8 protein-coding genes are annotated in these 5,980 nt (G+C 38.9%); 1 reads left to right on the top strand and 7 read right to left on the bottom strand.

The window, feature by feature from the left end; all coding sequences use genetic code 11:
- Positions 1 to 540: 540 nt before the first annotated feature.
- The 7 genes from arfB to ACNKXS_RS05670 all read right to left on the bottom strand — a co-directional run bounded on the left by arfB (position 541) and on the right by ACNKXS_RS05670 (position 5,645).
- Positions 541 to 942 (bottom strand): alternative ribosome rescue aminoacyl-tRNA hydrolase ArfB, encoded by a 402-nt coding sequence (gene arfB / locus ACNKXS_RS05700; RefSeq protein WP_417920007.1) that lies wholly within the window; start codon positions 940 to 942, stop codon positions 541 to 543.
- Positions 942 to 2,480 (bottom strand): DUF4301 family protein, encoded by a 1,539-nt coding sequence (locus tag ACNKXS_RS05695; protein WP_417920006.1) that lies wholly within the window; start codon positions 2,478 to 2,480, stop codon positions 942 to 944. Before ACNKXS_RS05695 ends, arfB begins: the two co-directional genes overlap by 1 nt.
- On the bottom strand, positions 2,477 to 3,049 hold the full coding sequence (locus ACNKXS_RS05690) for an AAA family ATPase (protein WP_417920005.1): 573 nt from the start codon (positions 3,047 to 3,049) through the stop codon (positions 2,477 to 2,479). Before ACNKXS_RS05690 ends, ACNKXS_RS05695 begins: the two co-directional genes overlap by 4 nt.
- Positions 3,010 to 3,642 (bottom strand): nicotinamide riboside transporter PnuC, encoded by a 633-nt coding sequence (gene pnuC, locus ACNKXS_RS05685; protein WP_295178707.1) that lies wholly within the window; start codon positions 3,640 to 3,642, stop codon positions 3,010 to 3,012. The genes ACNKXS_RS05690 and pnuC overlap by 40 nt, the downstream gene beginning before the upstream one ends.
- Positions 3,626 to 3,886 (bottom strand): YkoF family thiamine/hydroxymethylpyrimidine-binding protein, encoded by a 261-nt coding sequence (locus tag ACNKXS_RS05680; protein WP_141876620.1) that lies wholly within the window; start codon positions 3,884 to 3,886, stop codon positions 3,626 to 3,628. The genes pnuC and ACNKXS_RS05680 overlap by 17 nt, the downstream gene beginning before the upstream one ends.
- A gap of 413 nt (positions 3,887 to 4,299) precedes the next feature.
- Complete coding sequence (locus ACNKXS_RS05675; protein WP_417920004.1) at positions 4,300 to 5,001, bottom strand: phosphoglycerol geranylgeranyltransferase; 702 nt, start codon at positions 4,999 to 5,001, stop codon at positions 4,300 to 4,302.
- Positions 5,001 to 5,645 carry a 4'-phosphopantetheinyl transferase family protein gene (locus tag ACNKXS_RS05670; RefSeq protein WP_417920003.1) on the bottom strand — a complete coding sequence of 215 codons (645 nt, stop codon included), beginning with the start codon at positions 5,643 to 5,645 and terminating at the stop codon, positions 5,001 to 5,003. The genes ACNKXS_RS05675 and ACNKXS_RS05670 overlap by 1 nt, the downstream gene beginning before the upstream one ends.
- Positions 5,646 to 5,708: 63 nt before the next feature.
- On the opposite strand from ACNKXS_RS05670, the gene ACNKXS_RS05665 reads away from it, so the two are divergent.
- Positions 5,709 to 5,980: adenosylhomocysteinase (locus ACNKXS_RS05665; protein WP_417920002.1), on the top strand; the 272-nt coding region annotated here is incomplete at its 3' end.

Here is a 5,980-nt window from a genome sequence, read left to right as displayed (position 1 = left end):
TATCTCTTCATCCTGTGCATGGAGATTTCCTGTAGTAAAAAATAAAGCTGCAAGGGTCGCTGTACTTAAAATAAACTTTTTCATAATGATTGTTTTGTGGTTATGTAGAGAATAGAGTCAAAATCATACCAAACTCAGCAGAATGTGTTTAAGCTTCTGTATATCAGGTTAGTGCATAACGACATGAATGAACTTTCACATATAATTATGTAGATATTCTGTGATGTTTATGAATGAGGTGTGGAAAACTGGAATCAACCATTTCAGAAATTATTAAAAAACAGAAAGAGCTCCCGAGGGAGCCCTTTCAATCCGAAAATCTAAATTATAAAACAAAATAAATTAAGTGTAACTCATTTTGTTCCCAATACTAACCTATCTACTCATTAGTAATAATTATACCAAAACTCCAAATCTCTACTCTCTTCCCTTAAACCCCAGTAATACAAGGGTATATAATAATTTGAGTCTCTAACATCAAAATACCATGCGCAGAATAAACGTGGAATCTACATAAAAACTGAGGAATTAATACCCAGATTACTTCAACGGATCTCTTCTATTTGCTTTGATCTCCGATCTTTTCTTTTTAGAGTGTAATCTTTTCAGTTTTGAAGCCCGGGATGGTTTTGTTTTCTTTCGAGGTTTCTGTCTTTTAAGTGCAGATTTTATTAGTTCCAGAAAATTATGAATGACGATCTCTCGATTGGAATGCTGACTCCGGGAATCTTCACTCGACATCTTCAAAAATCCCTCGCGGTTGATCCTATTCTCAAGCTTCCTTTGGATTCTGCCTTTTTCGGCTTCTGAAAGTCCGTTAGAATTCTCCACATGAAAACTAAGTTCGACTTTTGTAGAGGTTTTATTGGCATGTTGCCCACCGGGACCTGAACTTCTTACAGCTTTAAACTCAAGCTCTGTTTCAATTTGATGTTGATCCATTAAGCTGGTTGATGCGAATCCTTCAGCAGATCTGAAACAGTTTTTACAGGATTAAAGGTTTCCACGGGAACTTCTACAAAGATCGTATTCCAGCGTGCCATTCCTCCATTCCATAAACCAGGTCTCTCTAAAGCCTTCAACTCCTTACCATCTTTTGTTTTGTCTGCAATAAAACTCATGTCTTCATCTACATACTCATTAAGATCATAAGCTTCTCCCTTGTGGTCTTTGAGTCCGCAAACGATATCCACCGGATTAAAATGTGTTGCCTCACGCGCTGTTTTAGCCTGTTCCGGATTATTATTATCGATCTGTGCTCCTTCAATTATTTGTAGAGAAGTATTGCCGTCGCTGTCTTTCACAAGAAAAGGACCTCCGCCTGGTTCACCTTCGTTCTTTACCATCCCGCAAACACGCAAAGGTCTACGAAGTTTGTGCTTCAGGTTTTCCACGAACATATCGCCGTCACTACCAGATTTTACGAATAATTCATCGTTCAGAAATGTCTGGATCTCATCCAGTTTTTCATGCGACACATTTCCTTTGTCCAGGGTTTCAAGGTACTCATATACTTTAGTCTGGACCTTCAGCAGTTTTCCTCCCAGTAATTTCTTATGATCGGCTACCTGCTGAACTTTATCTTCAGTAACCACATTGTCGATATTTTTTACAAATACGATATCGGCATCTAACTGATTCATGTTTTCGATAAGCGCGCCATGACCTCCGGGTCTAAAAAACAAGGTGTCCTCCTCTGTTCTAAATGGTTCAAATTCGCCAGTAACCGCAATGGTATCTGTTTTTGGATCCTGGTAAGAATAGTGGATCTCGAATTTTACCCCTGTAGATTTCTCTACACGTTCCCTAACATCATTCCACTCAGTTTCAAACTTTTCGCGATCTCCTTCAGCTACCGTAAAATGAACTCTGGCAACTCCATCTACAGTAATGTACTTTGCGGCTTCGAATAAATGTTCTTCAAAAGCAGTGGAAATATGAGTGTCATATTTATGAAATGGAACGAGGCCTTTTGGGAGATTGCTGAGATAGAGACCATCTTGATCCAGGATCGTGTGTACCAGAATGGAATGCTGATGATCATGTGAAAGATCCTCATAGTCTGGATGGCTCTTTTTAGCTTTGTTCACCGCATGTTTATAGAAAGGCAATTTATCTACGTGATCAAAAAATCTTTGAAGATCTGCATCAGCTTTTTTATCAAGATAGTCTCTTAGCTCATCATTTTCCGGATCGAATTCTTCGGAAAAATTATGTAAAGCCTTGAACATTCTGGAAGCTGCACCAGATGCCGGCACGAACTTGAGAATACTGTAACTAGATTTTTCTGAATTGTAAAAATTTATCAATTCGTGCTTTTCAGTCGCTTCTATCCTGCTAATTCCTTTTCCTACCGTAGCAGCTTCAGTTATATTCACCTTAAGGTTACCACGTTTAAAAATGGCTATCTGGTCTTCTACTTCTTCGTTACTAATTCCTTTTTCCTTGATCTGAAGATTATCTTTTTCGCTAAAATTCACTGGTTATGAGTTTTTAATAGTTGGTCAATTTTTTTCACTGCGGAATTTAATCGGGTTTGCCGATCACCTTTCAGAATCATATAAGGTTTTTGATATTCATCGAGCGTTTGCTGAAATCTCTGAAACATTCCCTCACGGTCGTGAGGTTTATCCCTTAGATCATCTGGCGTCCACGGAACATCAATATACGTTAAAAAGTAGAGAGCGTATTCGTTGTTTAACGCATGTTTAAGAAGTTGAGGATCTACGAAATTATCATAGTAAGCTTCAGAATAGACCTTTATCTCCAGTAGATCGGTATCACATATTAATAGCCTGTCTGCCTGTCCTGACTTCTCATTTTCCAGTTGCATCTGTCCACGGGCGATAGGTAATATATCCTGAGGCTCGCAAATTCTACGTTCGAGATCCCATACCTTCTGAAGATATTTCCGCATAAATTCTGGCACCAGCGGTTCTGAATAGTATTTAGACAGATCTTCTGAAAGCGTAGTTTTTCCAGTAGATTCTGGGCCGAACAGGACTATTTTCAGGCAGGACGAAGGTCGTTGCGCAAGTTTTTCTTCCATGCTAGATAACCGTAAATGGCAATTATGGTAAATAAAAGATATTGTAAGCTGGTTAAAGTTAGCCCTTTATAAAAGTACAGCGGTACAGAAATAATATCTCCAATGATCCAGTAGATCCAGTTTTCGATTTTCTTTCTCGCCATAAGCCACATTCCCACGAAGAATATCGCGGTTGTGATCGTATCTACGTAAGCCGTCCAGTTATTCCATTTATCGAACCATTCATAGATCCCGAAAACAAAGAGCAGTGTTCCTGTAAAAATTACTACCGAAAGTATCTTTTCTTTTCTGGTGGTAGAAGTAATTGGCGTAAAGTGATCATCATCTACTTTCCTCGTCCATACATACCAGCCATAAATGCTCATAGAAAAATAATAGGCATTGATCATCATATCCCCAAGCAATTCCCATTGCCAGAGTAGGTATACGAAGATCATCGTGCTTACGATACCGGTTGGATAAACCAGGATATTATTTTGCTTGGAATACCAGACAGATAGAAAACCAAAGATCACGGCAATGATCTCCAGAATTATAAAAAGCGTAGGATAATCTGAATACTGACTAAACAGGTAATCAAAAATCGGCTGCATACTCGGAGCGATCAGATTTTACAATTTTCACGTACATGAGTCCACGGTCTATCGCTTCAAAGGCATTTTTGATCTCTTTATTGAGCAGACCCATAACCTCATCATAATCACCATATACCTGAGTACTTAGAGGGTTTTCTTTTACGGTGAGTCCGGATTCACGCATTTTTTTGATGAAATTGATGATCGCCGGTTCGTAATCATCCTGAATTGGGGTTAGCGTAAGTTCTACTGAAATGTTCATAATAGCGGTTTGTATTCCAAAGTTAGCTATTATCTGAAGTTTACTGAATGGTTGGCAGCTTAAATTTGATCAACACAGGGCTTTAGTCAATCGGCTAGAATAATCATCTTCAATAAAAAGGTGTCATCGTAGTTGCACTGAGCCTGTCGAAGTGAGGCTTTCATTAACAGCTATAATTTGAAATAATACAATCTTAGATAAGATAGAACCTGAAATAAGCTGTTGCACTGAGCCTGTCGAAGTGCGATCTTCAGAATAAATGATAAATCAAACCCGGTACATTAATACAAACTTAGATACTAGTAAATCTGAAACAACTTGTTGCACTGAGCTTGTCGAAGTGTGCTTCAGAAGAAATAAAATACTGAAACAATCAATATTTTCCGAAGTTTCATTAATTCAAAAACGAAAGACTATTTTTCAAAAGCAGTTCCCATGACCACCATTGTCGCACCAGATTTGTAGGCATTGTGCATTTGCTGCTGCGTACGAATGCCTCCACCAACAATTAGGGGGATTTCGAGAGTTGAAGACACCGCCTCGATTATTTCCGAAGAAACCGGGTATTCTGCGCCACTTCCTGCTTCCAGATAAATCAATTGTTTTCCCAAATATTTCCCTGCCAGCGCGGTATTTACAACAAGCTTTAAATCCTTCTGATTGATAGGAATGGTTTTACTTACTTTTTGAACTGAAGTTTCCCTTCCACCATCAATGAGAATATAACCAGTAGGAATTACTTCAAGATCTGAACTTTTGATCTTCTCCACAGATCGCACCTGTTGTTCGATTAGAAATTCAGGATTTCTCCCCGAGATCAAGCTTAGAAAAAGCAACGCATCTGCTTCCGAAGAAATCTGAGAAGAATCGCCAGGAAAAAGTATCACCGGAAGCGTGCTTACCAACTTGATCGCTGAGACTACTGCACAGGTTCTCCCGTATTCTACCGTACTGCCACCAACTAAAATATGGGTCGCTTCGCAGGGCAGGTTTTGAAAAAAAACATCAACCTGTTGCTCATCAAATTTATCTGGATCTATCAGGATCGCAAGTAACTTTCTATTCTCTACAAAAGCTTGCTGTATATCCTGCAAATAACTGAGTACTTCGGGCATTACTTATTGTTTCCGGTAGAAGAAAGGGCATAAACACAGGTGAAATTCTCAAATTCGAGGAAATCGATATCATACCAGGAATCCAGTTCATGATATCTTACGTGCGCAGTAGTTTTCGAATCGTCAAAATCAAAGTCGGTCACATTGATATGCTGCAAAAAACCAACTCCAGGGCGAGCGATCAATTTGTAAACAGATTCCTTGGCACCCCAGACTATGGTAAGCTTCCGTATCAAAGCGTCTTCATTCGCCAAGGTATGATACTCGTTAAGCGGAGTAAATTTGTTAGCGATCTTTAGAATCTTTTCCCGTTGCTTTTCAATATCAATCCCTACATCGCGATTACTAATAATGATCGCGGTGAAATTGAACGAATGAGTAATGGAAATATACCTGTCATCACGAAGATGTGGTTTCCCTATGTCGTCATAATAAAGATCATGATCTGTATACCCTGCCTCGGCCATCAAATGTCTAATGCTCATGAATCCACGACGGTGAATTTCAGATTTCATACCGTCTACTCTTTTTTGACAATGTGCTGTAAGATCGATCCCGTTTGCGAGCCAATCAAAAGACTCTTCTACCTTCCAAATGAAGACTTTAGTACGTTCATCAACTGTTATTGTTTTATAAAGAGGCATATATTTTCTAAGCTTTTCCTTATTTTTGCGACATTAAAATTGCTAATATTCAAATATAATAATATGTCAACTAAAACAGTACCGTATACCGCCTATAAAGTCAAAGATATTGAGCTTGCCGAATATGGCCGCCTTGAAATTGAACTTGCTGAAGCTGAAATGCCGGGACTTATGGCATTGCGTAAAGAGTTTGGGGAATCCAAGCCTTTAAAAGGTGCCAGAATTGCGGGTTGTTTACATATGACGATCCAGACTGCAGTTCTTATCGAAACTTTGGTAGAACTGGGAGCAGATGTAACCTGGAGCTCATGTAATATATTTTCCACGCAGGATCA

The sequence above is a fragment of the Christiangramia marina genome, from assembly GCF_048285865.1.
In the GTDB taxonomy this organism is placed as follows: domain Bacteria; phylum Bacteroidota; class Bacteroidia; order Flavobacteriales; family Flavobacteriaceae; genus Christiangramia; species Christiangramia marina.
Note: the sequence above shows the minus strand (reverse complement) of the source record. Positions and strands in the feature narration are given on the sequence as shown.